Source organism: Streptomyces sp. NPDC031379, from assembly GCF_055569615.1.
Window position 1 is genome coordinate 198125 of record NZ_JBVIIT010000013.1, and the last position, 16551, is coordinate 214675.

General features: G+C 71.3%; 17 protein-coding genes and 1 riboswitch. Of the genes, 9 read left to right on the plus strand and 8 right to left on the minus strand.

Annotated elements, in window-relative coordinates; all coding sequences use genetic code 11:
- The first annotated feature begins 39 nt into the window (after positions 1-39).
- Positions 40-151, plus strand: a riboswitch (TPP riboswitch).
- From thiO to ACZ5CW_RS20690, 6 genes are all read left to right on the plus strand, one after another.
- On the plus strand, positions 149-1330 hold the full coding sequence (thiO, locus tag ACZ5CW_RS20665) for a glycine oxidase ThiO (RefSeq protein ID WP_468603309.1): 1182 nt from the start codon (positions 149-151) through the stop codon (positions 1328-1330). (Overlaps the previous riboswitch by 3 nt.)
- On the plus strand, positions 1327-1539 hold the full coding sequence (gene thiS / locus ACZ5CW_RS20670; RefSeq protein WP_468603311.1) for a sulfur carrier protein ThiS: 213 nt from the start codon (positions 1327-1329) through the stop codon (positions 1537-1539). Before thiO ends, thiS begins: the two co-directional genes overlap by 4 nt.
- 3 nt (positions 1540-1542) lie before the next feature.
- Entirely contained in the window at positions 1543-2340 is a 798-nt protein-coding gene (locus tag ACZ5CW_RS20675) for a thiazole synthase (RefSeq protein ID WP_468603313.1), read from the plus strand.
- 87 nt (positions 2341-2427) lie between these two features.
- Positions 2428-4353: a Stk1 family PASTA domain-containing Ser/Thr kinase gene (gene pknB, locus ACZ5CW_RS20680; RefSeq protein ID WP_468603315.1), complete on the plus strand. Its 1926-nt coding sequence runs from the start codon at positions 2428-2430 to the stop codon at positions 4351-4353.
- A gap of 57 nt (positions 4354-4410) precedes the next feature.
- On the plus strand, positions 4411-5289 hold the full coding sequence (locus ACZ5CW_RS20685) for a deoxyribonuclease IV (protein ID WP_468603317.1): 879 nt from the start codon (positions 4411-4413) through the stop codon (positions 5287-5289).
- A gap of 182 nt (positions 5290-5471) precedes the next feature.
- Positions 5472-5894 (plus strand): DUF4396 domain-containing protein, encoded by a 423-nt coding sequence (locus ACZ5CW_RS20690; protein ID WP_468603319.1) that lies wholly within the window; start codon positions 5472-5474, stop codon positions 5892-5894.
- A gap of 18 nt (positions 5895-5912) precedes the next feature.
- Here the strand turns inward: ACZ5CW_RS20690 and ACZ5CW_RS20695 are convergent, their stop codons facing one another.
- On the minus strand, positions 5913-6545 hold the full coding sequence (locus ACZ5CW_RS20695) for a sulfite oxidase-like oxidoreductase (protein WP_468603321.1): 633 nt from the start codon (positions 6543-6545) through the stop codon (positions 5913-5915).
- Positions 6546-6722: 177 nt separating this feature from the next.
- Between ACZ5CW_RS20695 and bfr the strand changes: the two genes are divergently transcribed.
- Positions 6723-7202, plus strand: a complete 480-nt coding sequence (bfr, locus tag ACZ5CW_RS20700; protein ID WP_468603323.1) for a bacterioferritin — start codon at positions 6723-6725, stop codon at positions 7200-7202.
- On the opposite strand, the gene ACZ5CW_RS20705 is transcribed toward bfr, so the two are convergent.
- The 3 genes from ACZ5CW_RS20705 to ACZ5CW_RS20715 form a co-directional block, all read right to left on the minus strand.
- Complete coding sequence (locus ACZ5CW_RS20705; RefSeq protein WP_468603325.1) at positions 7199-7423, minus strand: (2Fe-2S)-binding protein; 225 nt, start codon at positions 7421-7423, stop codon at positions 7199-7201. The two genes, bfr and ACZ5CW_RS20705, sit on opposite strands and share 4 nt — an antisense overlap.
- A 135-nt stretch (positions 7424-7558) precedes the next feature.
- The gene (locus ACZ5CW_RS20710) at positions 7559-8908 is read right to left on the minus strand and encodes a class II 3-deoxy-7-phosphoheptulonate synthase (RefSeq protein WP_468603327.1); all 1350 of its coding nucleotides are present in this window, start codon (positions 8906-8908) and stop codon (positions 7559-7561) included.
- Between the two features lie 119 nt (positions 8909-9027).
- Positions 9028-10506, minus strand: a complete 1479-nt coding sequence (locus tag ACZ5CW_RS20715; protein WP_468603329.1) for a hypothetical protein — start codon at positions 10504-10506, stop codon at positions 9028-9030.
- A gap of 78 nt (positions 10507-10584) precedes the next feature.
- On the opposite strand from ACZ5CW_RS20715, the gene ACZ5CW_RS20720 reads away from it, so the two are divergent.
- Both ACZ5CW_RS20720 and ACZ5CW_RS20725 read left to right on the plus strand, forming a co-directional pair.
- Positions 10585-10641, plus strand: a complete 57-nt coding sequence (locus ACZ5CW_RS20720; protein ID WP_359709449.1) for a trp operon leader peptide — start codon at positions 10585-10587, stop codon at positions 10639-10641.
- A 97-nt stretch (positions 10642-10738) separates the two neighbouring features.
- A complete protein-coding gene (locus tag ACZ5CW_RS20725) occupies positions 10739-12601 on the plus strand; it encodes an anthranilate synthase family protein (RefSeq protein WP_468603331.1) in 1863 nt (620 codons plus the stop codon).
- Between the two features lie 48 nt (positions 12602-12649).
- On the opposite strand, the gene ACZ5CW_RS20730 is transcribed toward ACZ5CW_RS20725, so the two are convergent.
- From ACZ5CW_RS20730 to ACZ5CW_RS20745, 4 genes are all read right to left on the minus strand, one after another.
- Positions 12650-13678 (minus strand): 6-phosphofructokinase, encoded by a 1029-nt coding sequence (locus ACZ5CW_RS20730; protein WP_468603333.1) that lies wholly within the window; start codon positions 13676-13678, stop codon positions 12650-12652.
- 112 nt (positions 13679-13790) lie between these two features.
- Positions 13791-14468, minus strand: a complete 678-nt coding sequence (locus ACZ5CW_RS20735; RefSeq protein WP_468603335.1) for a response regulator — start codon at positions 14466-14468, stop codon at positions 13791-13793.
- Positions 14465-15700, minus strand: a complete 1236-nt coding sequence (gene macS / locus ACZ5CW_RS20740; RefSeq protein WP_468603337.1) for a MacS family sensor histidine kinase — start codon at positions 15698-15700, stop codon at positions 14465-14467. The genes ACZ5CW_RS20735 and macS overlap by 4 nt, the downstream gene beginning before the upstream one ends.
- A 34-nt stretch (positions 15701-15734) precedes the next feature.
- Positions 15735-16472 carry a lysophospholipid acyltransferase family protein gene (locus ACZ5CW_RS20745; protein ID WP_468603339.1) on the minus strand — a complete coding sequence of 246 codons (738 nt, stop codon included), beginning with the start codon at positions 16470-16472 and terminating at the stop codon, positions 15735-15737.
- Between the last annotated feature and the right edge of the window lie 79 nt (positions 16473-16551).

A 16551-nucleotide genomic window follows, 5' to 3' on the forward strand; every position in this document is an offset into this window, starting at 1 on the left:
TTACGAGTGACGAGCGCTGCGGGCTAGGGTGGCCACCGTACAAGCACTCGCGGGAGCCCGGACGCACCGGGCTGAGAGGGAGGCTGGCGGCCTCCGACCGTACGAACCTGATCCGGGTCATGCCGGCGAAGGGAGGGGCTGGACGCCCATGTCGTCACGTACGTCCGACGTCCTCGTCATCGGGGGCGGGATCATCGGCCTGGTCACGGCCTGGCGCGCGGCGCAGCGCGGGCTCGCCACCGCCGTGGTGGACCCCGAGCCCGGCGGCGGTGCCGCGCGGGTCGCGGCCGGGATGCTGGCCGCGGTCACCGAACTGCACTACGGCGAGGAGACGCTGCTCGCCCTGAACCTGGAATCGGCCCGGCGCTATCCGGACTTCGCGGCCGAACTGACCGAACTGACCGGCCACGACCTCGGCTACCGCCGCTGCGGCACCCTCGCGGTCGCGCTCGACGCCGACGACCGCGCCCACCTGCGCGAACTGCACGCGCTCCAGCAGCGCTCGGGCCTGGAGTCCGAGTGGCTGCCGGGACGGGAGTGCCGGCGCCTGGAGCCGATGCTCGCGCCCGGCGTGCGCGGCGGGCTGCGGGTCGACGGCGACCACCAGATCGACCCGCGGCGGCTGGCCGCGGCCCTGGTGACCGCGTGCAAGCGCGCCGGGGTGGTGTTCCACCGCGCGTGGGCCGAGCGCCTGGACGTCGTACGGGACCGGGCCGCCGGCGTCACCACGGCGGACGGCACCGGCCTGCGCGCGGACCAGGTCGTGCTCGCCGCCGGAAGCCTGAGCGGGCGGCTCGCGGGCGTGCCGGAGGCGCTGCTGCCGCCGGTACGGCCGGTGAAGGGGCAGGTGCTGCGGCTGACCGTGCCCCGCCGGTTCGCGCCGTTCCTGAGCCGGACCGTGCGGGCCATGGTCCGCGGCAGCCACGTCTATCTGGTGCCCCGCGAGAACGGCGAGCTGGTCGTCGGCGCGACCAGCGAGGAGCTGGGCTGGGACACGACGGTCACGGCGGGCGGCGTGTACGAGCTGCTGCGCGACGCGCACGAGCTGGTGCCGGGGATCACCGAGCTGCCGCTCACCGAGACCCGGGCGGGACTGCGCCCCGGCTCCCCGGACAACGCGCCGCTGCTCGGCCCGTCCGGTCTGGACGGTCTGCTGCTGGCCACCGGGCACTACCGCAACGGGGTACTGCTCACCCCGGTCACCGGGGACGTCCTGGCGCACACGCTGGTCACCGGTGAACTCCCCGAGGAAGCCCGCCCGTTCACGCCGAAGCGCTTCGGTGCCGTACCGCCGGAGCAGCCCGCACGCCTTCTGGAGCAGCCCGCATGACCATGTCCGTCACCATCTCCGTCAACGGGGAGCACCGGGAGATCGCCCCGGGCACCGCTCTCGACTCCCTCGTCCGCACCCTCACCCCGGCACCCTCCGGGGTGGCGGCCGCCGTCAACGAGACCGTCGTCCCGCGCACGCAGTGGGCGGTCACCGCGCTCGCCGACGGCGACCGCGTCGAAGTCCTCACCGCCGTCCAAGGAGGCTGACCCATGGCCGACGATCCCTTCGTCCTCGGCGGTGTGCCGTTCGGCTCCCGGCTGATCATGGGCACGGGCGGTGCGCCGAGCCTGGATGTGCTGGAGCGGGCGCTGACCGCCTCCGGTACGGAGCTGACCACGGTCGCGATGCGACGGGTGGACCCCTCCGTGCACGGCTCGGTGCTGTCCGTGCTGGAGAAGCTGGGCATCCGGGTGCTGCCGAACACGGCGGGCTGTTTCACCGCCGGGGAGGCCGTGCTGACCGCCCGGCTGGCCCGGGAGGCGCTGGGCACGGACCTGATCAAGCTGGAGGTCATCGCCGACGAGCGGACGCTGCTGCCGGACCCGGTGGAGCTGCTGGAGGCGGCGGAGACGCTGGTCGACGACGGGTTCACGGTGCTGCCGTACACGAACGACGATCCCGTCCTCGCGCGGAAGCTGGAGGACGTCGGCTGTGCGGCGGTGATGCCGCTGGGCTCGCCGATCGGGTCCGGGCTCGGCATCCGCAACCCGCACAACTTCCAGCTGATCGTGGAGCACGCGCGGGTGCCGGTGATCCTGGACGCGGGGGCCGGTACGGCGTCCGACGTGGCGCTGGCGATGGAGCTGGGGTGTGCGGGGGTGATGCTGGCCTCCGCGGTGACCCGGGCGCAGGAGCCGGAGACGATGGCCGCGGCCATGAAGCTCGCCGTCGAGGCGGGCCGGCTGGCCCGGCTGGCGGGGCGGATCCCGCGCCGTCACTTCGCCGAGGCGTCCTCCCCCACCGAGGGGCGCGCGCACCTCGACCCCGAGCGCCCCGCCTTCCAGTAGCGCGACAGTCACAGCTCTGCTGCATTTCCGCCCCCGTGACGAGCAAGGGGGGCGGGAGTGTCGGTCGCCCCTCGTAGACTCCCTGGCGTGGATACGACCCTTCAGGACCCCCTCCTCGGGCAGCTGCTCGACGGCCGTTATCGCGTCGACGCGCGGATCGCGGCGGGCGGGATGGCCACGGTCTACCGGGCCCTGGACACCCGCCTGGACCGCGTCCTCGCGCTGAAGGTGATGCACCCGACGCTCGCGGTCGACGGGTCCTTCGTCGAGCGGTTCATCCGGGAGGCGAAGTCCGTCGCCCGGCTCGACCACCCCAATGTGGTGCAGGTCTTCGACCAGGGCACCGACGGGTCGTACGTGTACCTGGCGATGGAGTACGTCGCCGGGTGCACCCTGCGGGACGTGCTGCGCGAGCGGGGCGCGGTGCAGCCGCGGGCCGCGCTGGACGTCCTGGAGCCGGTGCTGGCCGCGCTCGGTGCCGCGCACCGGGCCGGGTTCGTGCACCGCGACATGAAGCCCGAGAACGTCCTGATAGGGGACGACGGCCGGGTCAAGGTCGCCGACTTCGGGCTGGTGCGGTCGGTGGACACCGTGACCAGCACGACGGGTTCCGTGCTCGGCACGGTGTCCTATCTCGCGCCCGAGCAGATAGAACAGGGCACCACCGACCCGCGCGTCGACGTGTACGCGTGCGGTGTCGTCCTCTACGAGATGCTGACGGGCGGGAAACCGCACGCCGGGGACTCCCCCGCCCAGGTGCTCTACAAGCACGTCCACGAGGACGTGCCGCCGCCCTCGGCGCTCGTGCCGGGACTGCCCCAGGAGCTGGACCTGCTGGTCGCGTCGGCCACGGCGCGCAACCCGGACGTCCGCCCGCACGACGCCGTGGCGCTGCTCGGCCAGGTGCGCTCGGCGCGCCGGGCGCTGACCGAGGAGCAGCTGGACGCGTTGCCGCCGCAGGCCCTGACCGCGGAGCACGACAACGCCGACGACCGGACGACCGTGATCCCCCGTTCGCTGACCGTGCCCCGGCCGCTGCCCGTGGGCGAGGCCGAGCCGGCCGAGGGCGCCGTCCAGCACACCAGCAGGCTCCAGGCACCGCCCGTGCCGCCCCTGCCGCCCCGGCGGTCGAGGCGCCTGGTGGTGACGGTCGTCGCCGCCGTGCTGGCGGTGTTCGGCGTGGGCGCCGGGATCTGGTACATCAACTCCGGCCAGTTCACGAAGGTCCCGCCGCTGCTGGCGAAGACGGAGACGCAGGCGAGGGACCGGCTGGAGGCGGCCGGGCTCGACGTCGGGAAGGTCGAGCGGGCGTACAACGACACTGTCAAGCGCGGCACGGTCATCAGCAGCGACCCGGCGCCCGGTGCCCGGATCCGGGACCACGACTCGGTGACGCTGACCGTCTCGCTCGGCCCGGAGACGGTGAACGTGCCGGATCTGTCGGGACAGCCGCTCGCCAAGGCGCAGGCGCGGCTGAAGGCGGACGGTCTCGAGCCGGGCATGGTCACCCGTGACTTCAGCGAGGACGTCGCCAAGGGGTCCGTGATCGCCACGACACCGCAGGCGGGCACCAGGCGGCACGCCGGTTCGGCGATCGCGCTGACCGTCAGCAAGGGCAGCCCGATCGACGTCCCGGACGTCACCGGCGACGACCTGGACAGCGCGAAGCAGGAACTGACGGACGCCGGCCTGAAGGTGCGGATCGCGCCCGAGCGGATCAACTCCGAGTACGACAAGGGCAAGGTCGCCGCGCAGAGCCCACGGGACGGCAAGCAGGCCGCCGAGGGCGACACGGTGACGCTGACGCTGTCCAAGGGCCCGGAGATGATCGAGGTCCCGGACGTCGTGGGCGACAGCGTCGACGACGCGGTGCAGGCGCTGGAGGACTCCGGCTTCGAGGTGGACAAGGACCGCGGGCTGCTCGGGCTGTTCGGTGACACCGTGAAGAAGCAGTCGGTGGAGGGCGGCGAGACGGCACCCAAGGGGTCGACGATCACGATCACCATCCGGTGACGGGGGTCACCGGGGACCGTGGTCCGGGTGCCGTGGCGGGCATGACACCCTGAACGGGTGAGTCCTGAGCAGTCCTCCCTCCCCCGCAACCCCGTAGGCGGTCATGTCCCCGTGGCCGGCGGCCTGCACTCCGTGGGGCTGTCGTACGCCCGCGACCTGAAGGCCGAGACCGTGCAGGTCTTCGTCGCCAACCCGCGCGGGTGGGCCACGCCGGCCGGGAACCCCCGGCAGGACGAGGCGTTCCGCGCGGCGTGCGCCGAGGAGTCGCTTCCGGCGTACGTCCACGCGCCCTATCTGATCAACTTCGGCTCGCACACCGAGGCGACCGTGGAGCGGTCCGTTCTGTCCCTGCGGCACTCGCTGCGGCGCGGGCGGGAGATCGGCGCGCTGGGCGTGGTCGTGCACACCGGCAGCGCGACCGGCGGGCGGGCGCGGGAGGTGGCGCTGAAGCAGGTGCGCGAGCATCTGCTGCCGCTGCTGGACGAGCTGACCCACGACGACGACCCGTTCCTGCTGCTGGAGTCGACCGCCGGGCAGGGCGCCTCGCTGTGCTCGCGCACCTGGGACTTCGGGCCGTACTTCGAGGCGCTGGACGCCCATCCGAAGCTGGGCGTGTGCCTCGACACCTGCCACATCTTCGCCGCCGGCCACGACCTGACCGGGCCGAGCGGCATGCACCAGACCCTGGACCTGCTGGTGGACACGGTCGGCGAGGGCCGGCTGAAGCTGATCCATGCCAACGACTCCAAGGACGTGGTCGGCGCGCACAAGGACCGGCACGAGAACATCGGCGCCGGTCACATCGGCGAGGACCCCTTCCGCGCTCTGATGACCCACCCGGCGACCGCGGGCGTGCCGCTGGTCATCGAGACGCCGGGCGGCAAGGAGGGCCACGCGGCCGATGTGGAGCGGCTGAAGAAACTCCGGGATTCCTGAACTCTTCAGGAATACCCCCAGGGGGTATACGGTTCCTGTCGATGCAGGAACCGTCACTCGGCATGGGGGAAACCATGGACCACTCGGCCCACACCGAACACGAACAGCACCAGCACCAGCACCAGCACCAGCACCAGCACCAGCACCAGCACCACGGTCACGCGCCGGACACCACCTGGTCCATGGCCGCCCAGGCCACCCTGCACTGCCTCACCGGCTGCGCCATCGGCGAGGTGCTCGGCATGATCATCGGCACGGCGCTCGGATGGGGCAACCTGCCGACCATGGTGCTGGCGATCATCCTGGCCTTCGTCTTCGGCTACTCGCTCACCCTGCGCGGGGTGCTGCGGGCCGGCGTCGGCTTCCGTACGGCGTTCCGGGTGGCGCTGGCCGCGGACACGCTCTCCATCGCGGTCATGGAGCTGATCGACAACGGCGTGATCCTCGTATGGCCGTCCGCGATGGACGCCACCCTGAGCGACGCACTGTTCTGGGTCTCGCTGGCGATCTCGCTCCTGATCGCCTTCGTGGTGACCACGCCGGTCAACAAGTGGACGATCGGGCGGGGCAAGGGGCACGCCGTGGTGCACCAGTACCACCACTGACGCATCCGGGACCGGGAGTCAGAGTTCGGGGCCGTCCCCGGGCTCCTCCTGGTAGGAGTAGCGCTGCTCCTTCCAGGGGTCGCCGAGGTTGTGGTAGCCGCGCTCCTCCCAGAAGCCGCGGCGGTCGGCGGTCATGTACTCCACGCCGCGGACCCACTTCGGACCCTTCCAGGCGTACAGGTGGGGCACGATCAGACGGACCGGGAAGCCGTGCTCGGCGGTGAGCAGCTCACCGTCCTTGTGGGTGGCGAAGATCGTACGGTCCGAGACGAAGTCCGCCAGGCGCAGGTTCGAGCTGAAGCCGTACTCCGCCCAGACCATCACATGGGTGACGTCCGGCGCCGGCGGGGCCAGGTCCAGGATCGCGCCGGCCGGGATGCCGCCCCACTCCGCGCCGACCATGCTGAACTTCGTCACGCAGTGCAGATCGGCCACCACGGTGGTGTACGGCAGGGCCGTGAACTCCTCGTGGTTCCAGGTGCGCTTGTCGCCGTCGGCGGTGGCGCCGAAGACCCGGAACTCCCAGCGCTCGGGCCGGAACTTCGGGACGGGCCCGTAGTGGGTGACCGGCCAGCCGCGCTGGAGCCGCTGACCCGGCGGAAGCTCGGACCCTGCCGCTGCTCCAGACTCTCGCTCCACCGGATGACCCATGTATCCATCCTGACAGACCTCGGGCAGTGCCCTTGACCACCCGGCCCTGAACCGGACAAGAGGTATCAACTCGGCACGTACTTACTAAGTACACACTTACTGGACGATCTTCTCCGCCGGTGCAATCATGCCGCCGCACGCCTCCCCCGTCCCTCCGTGTGGAAGGAGCCCGCTGCGATGCAGGGCGACCCCGAGGTCATCGAGTTCCTCAACGAGCAGCTCACCGGCGAGCTGACCGCGATCAACCAGTACTTCCTGCACGCGAAGATGCAGGAGAACTTCGGCTGGACGAAGCTCGCCAAGTACACGCGGCACGAGTCGTTCGACGAGATGAAGCACGCGGAGGTGCTCACCGACCGGATCCTGTTCCTGGACGGGCTGCCCAACTACCAGCGGCTGTTCCACGTGCGGGTGGGGCAGACGGTCCGGGAGATGTTCGAGGCGGACCGGCAGATCGAGGTGGAGGCGATCGACCGCCTGCGCCGGGGCATCAAGGTGATGCGCGAGAAGGGCGACATCACGTCGGCGAACATCTTCGAGGACATCCTCGCCGACGAGGAGCACCACATCGACTATCTCGACACCCAGCTGGAACTGCTGGAGAAGCTCGGCGAAGCGCTCTATCTGGCCCAGCTGATCGAGCAGCCGGAGAGCTAGGCGGCCTCGTCCAGCGGCGTCAGGACGGAACGGCCCTGCTCGGCGAGTTCACGGCGCGGACAGGCGCCACGGCCGAGGATGGCCTGGATGCGGCGTACGCACGATCCGCAGTCGGTGCCGGCCTTGCTGGCGGAGGCTATCTGGCGCGGCGTGCAGGCGCCGTTCTCCGCGTGCTGCTGGACCTGCTGCTCGGTGATGCCGAAGCAACTGCAGACGTACATCCGGCTCACCTCCCGACGGGGTCGCTGTCCTACTGCCGTCCCGTTTATCGGTGAGGCAAACCTAACCTTACCCATCCCATGGCGCCGGCAAAAGTGGGTGGGGCGCGGATCCGGTGTGATCCGCGCCCCAGGGAATCACTGGTCCCGGTACATCTCGGCCACGAGGAACGCCAGGTCCAGCGACTGGCTGCGGTTCAGCCGCGGGTCGCAGGCGGTCTCGTAGCGCTGGTGCAGGTCGTCGACGAAGATCTCGTCGCCGCCGCCCACGCACTCGGTGACGTCGTCGCCGGTCAGCTCCACGTGGATGCCGCCCGGGTGGGTGCCGAGCGCCTTGTGGACCTCGAAGAAGCCCTTGACCTCGTCGAGCACGCCGTCGAAGCGGCGGGTCTTGTGACCGGAGGCCGCCTCGAAGGTGTTGCCGTGCATCGGGTCGGTCACCCAGGCGACCGTCGCGCCGGACGCCGTGACCTTCTCCACCAGCTCGGGGAGCTTGTCGCGGATCTTGCCGGCACCCATGCGGACGATGAAGGTCAACCGGCCCGGCTCCCGCTCGGGGTCGAGGCGGTCGATGTACTGCAGCGCCTCCTCGGCCGTCGTGGTCGGGCCGAGCTTGATGCCGATCGGGTTGCGGATCTTCGAGGCGAACTCGATGTGCGCGCCGTCCAGCTGCCGGGTGCGCTCACCGATCCACACCATGTGCCCGGAGACGTCGTACAGCTTGCCGGTGCGGGAGTCGACGCGGGTCAGGGCCGACTCGTAGTCCATCAGCAGCGCCTCGTGCGAGGAGAAGAACTCGACGGTCTTGAACTCCTCCGGGTCGGTGCCGCAGGCCCGCATGAAGTTCAGCGCGTTGTCGATCTCGCGCGCCAGCTGCTCGTAACGCTGGCCCGACGGGGAGGTTCGCACGAAGTCCTGGTTCCAGGCGTGCACCTGGCGCAGGTCGGCGTAGCCGCCGGTGGTGAAGGCGCGCACCAGGTTCAGCGTGGACGCCGACGCGTGGTACATGCGCTTCAGCCGCTCCGGGTCCGGGATGCGGCTGGCCTCGGTGAAGTCGAAGCCGTTGACGGAGTCGCCCCGGTACACCGGGAGCGTCACGCCGTCGCGGGTCTCGGTGGGCTTGGAGCGCGGCTTGGAGTACTGGCCCGCGATCCGGCCGACCTTCACCACGGGCACGGAGGCCGCGTAGGTCAGGACGGCACCCATCTGCAGGAGCGTCTTGAGCTTGTTGCGGATGTGGTCGGCGGACACCGCGTCGAAGGCCTCGGCGCAGTCGCCGCCCTGGAGGAGGAACGCCTCTCCCTTGGCGACGGACGCCATCCGGGCGCGCAGCTGGTCGCACTCGCCCGCGAAGACGAGCGGCGGATACGACTCGAGGTCCGCGATCACTGCGCGCAGAGCCTCGGTGTCGGGGTACTCGGGCTGCTGCGCCGCGGGCAGGTTTCGCCAGGTGTTGCCAGCGCTGGTGCTGGTTGCGTTCACGGTCACGTCCTCAACACTACGGGGTCGACGCAGGCGTCCATGCCCTGGCCCACAGGATGAGACGGACAGGTCCGCCGCGCGATCTGCCCGCGGCGGACCTGTCCGGGCCGTTCGGCCGCGTCCGGTCAGTGCAGGTTCTGCACCACCGGGTCGGTGAAGCCGACGGCGAAGACGGCACGCAGGGAGAGGTTGTCCGCCCCCCTGTAGTCCTTGCACACGTCGTGGTCGCTGACCGGCGAGTCGGGCACGAACTCCTCGTGGGCCGCCTTCAGGTCGGTGCCCGCGCAGAAGCCCTCGGTCAGCCCCCACACCTCGTCGACCTGGGCGGCGTCGAGCTTCGGCCAGTAGCTGAGGGCCTGGGGCGGGCCCGCCGCCCAGTTGCCGCCGGCCGCGCAGCTCGTCGCGGCCCGGGTGTCGCCCACCCAGGTGTGGGAGTACACGCCGGGTACGGTGCCGCACCCCTTGTGGAAGCCGAAGTTCAGCACCCCCGCGCTGTCGGTCCAGGTCATGCCGCCCTGCAGGCCCCGGTAGCGGGAGGCGGCGTAGGCGTCCTGGATCACGGTCCTGCCGCCGGACATGTTGAGCAGGCCGGGGTAGGTGGAGGAGCCGGCCGGGTTCAGCTGGTAGCGCACCACGCGGCCGCCGTCGGTGTAGCCCTGCCACTCGCCGGCGACCAGCTTGAACGGGCCGCCGCCGGTCTTGTCCAGCGAGAGCCAGGAGAAGCACAGCTGCTGGGGGTCGATGGTGTGGCCCGAGCAGTCGGACGGCGTGCCCGCCTGCTTGTAGTAGTGGACCTCCGGCAGGACGTAGGGATAGCCGCAGGCGCTGGACCGGCCGGCGCCGTCGATGCCGTAGCTGCTCACGCCGGAGCCGTAGGTGTCGACCTTGGCGAGCCTGTTGACGTCGAAGACCCGGATGCCGTTCGCGGTGTCCGTGACGTAGATGTAGTTCCCGTACCAGACGATGCCGCCGCCGTGGCCGGTCACGTACCTGAAGTCGTTGCCCGAGTCGGTCGGCTCGGCGAGCAGGACGTGGCGGTACTTGCCGGTGTCGCGGTCGAGGAAGCTCAGCTTCAGCAGGTTGTTGGTCTTGCAGCCCGCGGAGGTCTCGTGGCTGAGCGTCCGGTAGTGCCAGGAGACCGCCGTGACGTGCCTGCCCTGGATGGCGCCGTCGCCACCGTCGGCGGTGCCCGTGGTGCTCAGGCCCTGCGGCCACCAGTGCGGGCTGGTGTCGTCGGTGTGGGCCTTCGACCAGCACCAGGCCTTCTTGGTGCCCGCCGGGGGCAGCGCCTTGGTCTCGGTGCCGGCGCAGGAGCGCATGGAGCGCAGGTTCAGCCAGCCGTCGGTCGCTCCGGAGGAGTTCTTCGTGTAGTCGGTGGTGACGACGTCGGTGAGGCCGGCGTGGCTGGTGAGGTGATTGTTGTAGAGGTTGTTCGTGGCCGAGACATAGCTCGTGTCGGTCAGTTCGAACTGGTCGGCGCCGAGCGAGAGCTTGGTCATCGTCGGCGAGTCCGCGGCCGAGGCGGGCTGGGCCGTGAGGCCGGTCATCAGCGCCGCTGTGGCAGCCATCCAGGCCAGCAGCCTGGATCCCCGTATGAGTCCCATGCACACCTTCCATGAAGTCGAGTGGGACATGTCAATTGCAGACGAAGATCGTATCCCCCATGGGGTAAGGTGCCGGACATGTTCGCGCATTCGACCCGCTCCTGGTGGTGGACCGCTCATCCGGCGGCCCGCTGACTGCGCGTACACACGACTTCGCGAAGGCCGCCCGAGGGGCGGCCTTCGGTGTTTGCGGACCCGGGCCGCTCCCTCCCAGTGAGAAGGAGACGGACCCGTGCATCTGCGCGCCCTGCTCGACGATCCCCGCCCGTTCGCCCTGCTGCGCCGCCGCACGCCCGGCCACGCCGCCGACGTGGTCGAGCTGCTGATCGGCCCGGTCACGGAACACGAGCACCTCGCCGACCTGCCCGACGAGTGCCTCGCCCTCGTCCCGTTCCGCCAGATCCGTGAGCGCGGCTTCGACGTCCGCGACGACGCCACGCCGCTGGCGGTGCTGGTCCCCGAGGAGTCGCACACGCTGCCCCTCGAGGACGCGCTCGCCGAGCTGCCCGCGCACGAGGTGCGGGTCGAGGGCGGCGGCTTCGACGTCGGCGACGAGGAGTACGGCGAGATCGTCGGCCGGGTGCTGCGCGAGGAGATCGGCCGGGGCGAGGGCGCGAACTTCGTCATCCGGCGGACGTACGAGGGCGGGATCCCCGGGTTCGGCAGGGCGGACGCGCTCGCCCTGTTCCGGCGGCTGCTGGAGGGCGAGCGGGGCGCGTACTGGACCTTCGTCGTGCACACCGGGGACCGGACGCTGGTCGGGGCCAGCCCCGAGGTGCATGTGCGGATGGCCGGCGGCACGGTCGTGATGAACCCGATCAGCGGGACGTACCGCTACCCCGCCGGGGGGCCGACGCCGGAGCACCTGCTGGACTTCCTCGCCGACGGCAAGGAGATCGAGGAGCTGTCGATGGTCGTCGACGAGGAACTGAAGATGATGTGCACCGTCGGCGACATGGGCGGGGTGGTCGTCGGCCCGCGCCTGAAGGAGATGGCGCACCTCGCGCACACCGAGTACGAGCTGCGCGGGAAGTCCTCCCTGGACGTGCGGGAGGTGCTGCGGGAGACGATGTTCGCGGCGACGGTGACCGGGTCCCCGGTGCAGAACGCCTGCCGGGTGATCGAGCGGCACGAGGTCGGCGGGCGCGGCTACTACGCGGGCGCGCTGGCCCTGCTCGGGCGGGACTCCGGCGGCGCCCAGACGCTGGACTCCCCCATCCTGATCCGTACCGCCGACATCTCCCGCGACGGCCGGCTGCGGGTCCCGGTCGGCGCGACGCTGGTGCGTGGCTCGGACCCGGCGGGCGAGGTGGCGGAGACCCACGCGAAGGCGGCGGGGGTGCTGGCCGCGCTCGGCGTCCGTCCGGGAAGGCCCCGCGAGGAGGCCGTACGCCCGCGGCTGGCCGACGACCCGCGGGTGCGGGCCGCGCTGGACGGGCGCCGCTCGTCGCTCGCGCCGTTCTGGCTGCGGATGCAGGAGCAGGCCCAGGAGCTGACCGGCCACGCCCTCGTCGTCGACGGTGAGGACACCTTCACCGCGATGCTGGGGCACGTGCTGCGCTCGGGCGGGCTCGAGGTGACGGTACGGAGGTACGACGAGCCGGGGCTGCGCGAGGCCGTGCTCGCGCACACGGGGCCGGTGGTGCTCGGCCCGGGCCCGGGCGACCCCTCGGATCTCGCCGACCCGAAGATGCGGTTGCTGCGTACGCTCGCCGCCACGGTGATCCGGGAGCACCGGTACGGCGTGCTCGGGGTCTGCCTCGGGCACGAGCTGATCGCGGCCGAGCTGGGCCTGGACATCGTCCGCAAGGAGGTCCCGTACCAGGGGGCGCAGACGACGATCGACCTGTTCGGGCGGCCGGAGACGGTCGGCTTCTACAACAGCTTCGTGGCCCGCTGCGACGGGGAGGCGGCCCGGGAACTGGCCGCGCACGGGGTGGAGGTGAGCCGGGCGGCGAACGGCGAGGTGCACGCCGTACGGGGACCGGGGTTCGCGGGCGTGCAGTTCCACCCGGAGTCGGTCCTCACCCTGAACGGGGCCGCGGTCGTACGGGAGCTGATCGGGCAGCTGCGCGGGGCGAGCAGGGCGAGGTGAGGGGGCGGACCCGGGGATCGAGGCGATCCCCGGGTCCCGGCCCCGTGGTCAGCCGAAGAAGACCCCGACCTCCTCGTACAGCGCCGGGTCCACCGTCTTCAGCCGGGCCGTGGCCTCGGCGATCGGGACGCGGACGATGTCGGTGCCGCGCAGGGCGACCATCGTGCCGAAGTCGCCGTCGCGGACGGCGTCGATGGCGTGCAGGCCGAAGCGGGTGGCGAGCCAGCGGTCGAAGGCGCTGGGGGTGCCGCCTCGCTGGATGTGCCCGAGGACCGTGGTGCGCGCCTCCTTGCCGGTGCGCTTCTCGATCTCCTTGGCCAGCCACTCGCCGACCCCGGAGAGGCGGACGTGCCCGAAGGAGTCCAGCGACTCGTCCTTGAGGACCATGTCGCCGTCCTTCGGCATGGCGCCCTCGGCGACGACGACGATCGGGGCGTACGACGCCTTGAAGCGGGAGGTGATCCAGGCGCACACCTGGTCGAGGTCGAAGCGCTGTTCGGGGATGAGGATGACGTTGGCGCCGCCGGCCAGGCCCGAGTGCAGGGCGATCCAGCCCGCGTGCCGGCCCATCACCTCGCAGACCAGGACCCGCATGTGGGACTCGGCGGTGGTGTGCAGACGGTCGATGGCCTCGGTGGCGATGTTGACGGCCGTGTCGAAGCCGAAGGTGTAGTCGGTGGCGGACAGGTCGTTGTCGATGGTCTTCGGTACGCCCACGCAGGGCACGCCGTACTCGTCGGACAGGCGCGCGGCGACACCCAGGGTGTCCTCGCCGCCGATCGCGATGAGGGCCTCGACCTCCAGCTTGGCCAGGTTCTCCTTGATCCGGCGGATACCACCCTCCACCTTGAGGGGGTTGGTCCGGGAGGAGCCGAGAACGGTGCCGCCGCGGGGCAGGATGCCGCGCACCGCGGGGATGTCGAGGCGGATGGTGTCGTTCTCGAGCGGACCCCGCCAGCCGTCCCGGAAGCCGACGAACTCATAGCCGTACTCCTGCACGCCTTTGCGCACGATGCCCCGGATGACGGCGTTGAGCCCGGGGCAGTCGCCGCCTCCGGTCAGTACTCCGACCCGCATGGAAATATCCCTTCGCCGCGGTTGCCTGACGCTCAGTCACGCTAATGGTGATTCGCGTCACATCGGGAGAGGCGGGAAGGGTGATTCCGGTGCGTTGCCGGAAATGCCTGCTCTATTCGTCGTCGAGTCCGCGCTCGATCGCGTACCGCACCAGCTCCACCCTGTTGTGCAACTGGAGCTTGCCGAGGGTGTTCTGGACATGGTTCTGCACGGTGCGGTGGGAGATGACGAGGCGTTCGGCGATCTGCTTGTAGCTCAGGCCCTTGGCGACCAGCCGCAGCACCTCCGTCTCCCGGTCGGTCAGCCGGGGCGCCCCGGGCTCGTCGGCATCGGGGGCGGGCGCGGGCTCGGAGGCCAGCCGGCGGTACTCGCCGAGCACCAGCCCGGCGAGGCCCGGCGTGAACACCGGGTCGCCGACGGCGGTACGGCGCACGGCGTCCAGCAGTTCCTCGGTGGAGGCCGACTTCAGCAGATAGCCGGTCGCACCCGACTTCACCGCCTCCAGGACGTCGGCGTGCTCGCCGCTGGCCGACAGGACGAGGACGCGCAACGCCGGGTTGTGGGCGACCAGTTCCTTGCAGACCTGGACGCCGGGCTTGGCCGGCAGGTTGAGGTCCAGCACGAGGACGTCGGGGGCGGCGGCCTTGGCACGGCGGACCGCCTGCTCGCCGTCGCCGGCGGTGGCGACCACCTCGAAGCCGGACTCGGACAGGTCGCGGGCGACCGCGTCGCGCCACATGGGGTGGTCGTCGACCACCATGACCCGGATCGGGTCCTGCTGCTGTGTCATCGCTGCTCCGCCCTCTTCCCCCGCGCCCGTTCGGCGCCCTTGGGTACCTTCAGTTCGACTTCCGTGCCCTGCCCGGGGACCGAGATCAGCTCGGCGCTGCCGCCCAGGTCCCGCAGCCGCCCGCGGATCGACTGGGCCACCCCGAGCCGGCCCTCGCCCTCGGCCTGGGCGAGCCGGCCCTCGGGGATGCCGGGGCCGTCGTCCCGGACGGTCACGACGACCTCGCCCGGCTCGTCCTCGACCAGGATCCAGGCTCGCGCGTCCTCGCCGGCATGCTTGCGGACGTTGTCCAGGGCGGCTCCCACCGCCGCGGCCACCTCCCGGGCCGCCGCGGGCGGCAGCGGCACCGGCGCGCCGGGCTCGACGAGGCTCACCCGGGCGCACGCGTAGGGGGCGAGCAGGGAGCGCAGGTCGACCGGGCCGGCCGGGCCGTCCTCGTACGGCTCCTCGACGGCACGTACGACGGCCCCCGCTGCCACGTCCTCCGACACCCGGGACACCGGCACCAGACCGCCGGAGACCAGGGTGCGCAGGGCCACCTCCTGCTCCCCGGCCAGCCGGCCCAGCTCGGCCGCCTCGCCGCCGAGGGTCGCGCCCCGGCGCTTCACCATGGCCAGGACCTGCAGCACGCCGTCGTGGATGTCCCGGGCCAGCCGCTCCCGCTCCCGGGTCGCGGCCTCGATCTCCAGGGCGCGGGCGAGGGTGCGCTCGGAGGCGCGGGCCACCTCCACGACGTAGCCGATGGCGATGGCGGCCACCCAGACGAGGATCACGTTGTGCACGGTGTCCCGGGCGGGACGGCCGCGCTCGACCAGGTTGACGGCGGCCACGGCCGTGGAGGCGACGGCCGCCCAGCGCCAGCCGCCCTTGACGGCGAAGGCCAGCACCGAACCGGCGGTCCATATCGACGGCAGGGTGGGGCCGCCGCCCGCGATCCGCTCGTGGTTGTCGGCGAGCGGGGTGAGCAGGATGCCGGTGAGGGCGATGGTCAGGTCGGCGGCCAGGAAGCGCTTGGTGCAGGCGGCCTCGCTCGCCACCTTCGGCAGGGTGGCGAGGGTCCACACGACCAGGACGGCGTAGTAGGCGACGGCCAGCCAGGGGCGTACGAAGTGGGAGTACGCGGTGGCGCACAGGCCGATGGCGTACAGCATGGTCAGCACGCGGTAGCCGGCCAGCGCACGCCACAGCGGCAGCTCGACCGACATCCGCATGACGCGCTCGCGCCTGGGCATCCCCCCGGCCCCCCGATCCCCCCCGGCCCGTCGTCTAGGACCCGGGCTGCTTCTTCTCGGCCTTCTCCGCTCCCTTGGCCGCCTTCGCCGCCTCCGCGATCTGCCGCTTGGCGGCGGTCGCGTACATGTCGACGTACTCCTGGCCGGAGAGCTTCATGATCTCGTACATGACCTCGTCGGTCAGGGCGCGCAGCACGAAGCGGTCGTGCTCCATGCCCTGATACCGGCTGAAGTCCATGGGCTTGCCGATGCGGATGCCGGGCCGCATCAGCTTCGGCATGACCTTGCCGGGCGGCTGGATCTTCTCCGTGTCGATCATGGCGACCGGGATGACCGGCGCGCCGGTGGCGAGCGCCACGCGCGCGAGGCCGCCGGGCTTGCCCCGGTACAGCCGGCCGTCGGGCGAGCGGGTGCCCTCCGGGTAGATGCCGAACAACTCGCCGCGCTGCAGCACCTCTATGCCGCTCTTGATGGCCGCCTCGCCGGCACCGCGCGCGCCGGAGCGGTCCACGGGGAGCTGGCCGACGCCCTTGAAGAAGGCCGCGGTCAGCCGTCCCTTCACGCCGGGGGTGGTGAAGTACTCGGCCTTCGCGATGAAGGTGACCTTGCGGTCCAGCATCGTCGGGAGGAAGAACGAGTCCGAGAAGGACAGGTGGTTGCTGGCCAGGATGGCGGCGCCTTCGGCCGGAATGTTCTCCAGTCCCTCCACCCAGGGCCTGAAGGCAACCTTCAGCGGCCCGCCGATGGCGACCTTCATCGTGCCGTACAACACCCGTGTGCCTCCTGTTTCCGTCGAACAGACCTTAACCCGGAGGACCGTCAAAGGGCCCGACGACCCTGGTCGGTGTCAG

Bases quoted from the DNA above. Each gene is read 5' to 3' on its own strand.
- thiO (WP_468603309.1), top strand. From the start codon at position 149: ATGTCGTCACGTACGTCCGACGTCCTCGTCATCGGGGGCGGGATCATC.
- thiS (WP_468603311.1), top strand. From the start codon at position 1,327: ATGACCATGTCCGTCACCATCTCCGTCAACGGGGAGCACCGGGAGATC.
- ACZ5CW_RS20675 (WP_468603313.1), top strand. From the start codon at position 1,543: ATGGCCGACGATCCCTTCGTCCTCGGCGGTGTGCCGTTCGGCTCCCGG.
- ACZ5CW_RS20690 (WP_468603319.1), top strand. From the start codon at position 5,472: ATGGCCGCCCAGGCCACCCTGCACTGCCTCACCGGCTGCGCCATCGGC.
- ACZ5CW_RS20695 (WP_468603321.1), bottom strand. From the start codon at position 6,545: ATGGGTCATCCGGTGGAGCGAGAGTCTGGAGCAGCGGCAGGGTCCGAG.
- bfr (WP_468603323.1), top strand. From the start codon at position 6,723: ATGCAGGGCGACCCCGAGGTCATCGAGTTCCTCAACGAGCAGCTCACC.
- ACZ5CW_RS20705 (WP_468603325.1), bottom strand. From the start codon at position 7,423: ATGTACGTCTGCAGTTGCTTCGGCATCACCGAGCAGCAGGTCCAGCAG.
- ACZ5CW_RS20715 (WP_468603329.1), bottom strand. From the start codon at position 10,506: ATGGGACTCATACGGGGATCCAGGCTGCTGGCCTGGATGGCTGCCACA.
- ACZ5CW_RS20730 (WP_468603333.1), bottom strand. From the start codon at position 13,678: ATGCGGGTCGGAGTACTGACCGGAGGCGGCGACTGCCCCGGGCTCAAC.
- ACZ5CW_RS20735 (WP_468603335.1), bottom strand. From the start codon at position 14,468: ATGACACAGCAGCAGGACCCGATCCGGGTCATGGTGGTCGACGACCAC.
- macS (WP_468603337.1), bottom strand. From the start codon at position 15,700: ATGCCCAGGCGCGAGCGCGTCATGCGGATGTCGGTCGAGCTGCCGCTG.